This is a genomic window from Sphingobacterium suaedae (genome assembly GCF_042684625.1).
In the GTDB taxonomy this organism is placed as follows: domain Bacteria; phylum Bacteroidota; class Bacteroidia; order Sphingobacteriales; family Sphingobacteriaceae; genus Sphingobacterium; species Sphingobacterium suaedae.
The window spans coordinates 1-690 of the sequence record NZ_JBHULR010000014.1; the positions used below are offsets into that span (position 1 = coordinate 1).

The window sequence follows — 690 nt, forward strand, 5'->3', positions numbered from 1 at the left end:
AATCCGCCACCGATAACAACCCCGCAAACTGCTGGATATAACATCGGTAACAATCGGTAACCCTGACCGATATTGACATGCATTGAAAGAAAGAAGGGATAAGGAAGACAACAGCATCCTTCCGGCGTGGAAAGCTTCGGGCTATTAGTACCACTCGGCTTTGGTCTCTCAACCTTTACACCTATGGCCTATCAACGTTGTCATCTACAACGACCCTATAAGGAAGTCTCATCTCGTGGCTAGTTTCGCACTTAGATGCTTTCAGCGCTTATCTATTCCAGACGTAGCTACCCTGCCGTACACCTGGCGGCATAACAGGTTCACCAGCGGTCTGTCCAACCCGGTCCTCTCGTACTAAGGTCAGATCCACTCAAACTTCCAGCGCCCACAACAGATAGGGACCGAACTGTCTCGCGACGTTCTGAACCCAGCTCGCGTGCCACTTTAATGGGCGAACAGCCCAACCCTTGGGACCTTCTCCAGCCCCAGGATGTGACGAGCCGACATCGAGGTGCCAAACCTCCCCGTCGATATGAGCTCTTGGGGGAGATCAGCCTGTTATCCCCAGAGTACCTTTTATCCTTTGAGCGATGGCCCTTCCATACAGAACCACCGGATCACTATGTCCGTCTTTCGACCCTGGTCGACTTGTAGGTCTCACAGTCAAGCAAGCTTATGCCATTGCACTCC

General features: G+C 52.2%; 1 rRNA gene. It reads right to left on the reverse strand.

Annotated elements, in window-relative coordinates:
- Positions 1–124 precede the first annotated feature (124 nt).
- Positions 125–690, reverse strand: a 23S ribosomal RNA gene (locus tag ACFSR5_RS15770); the annotation flags it as partial.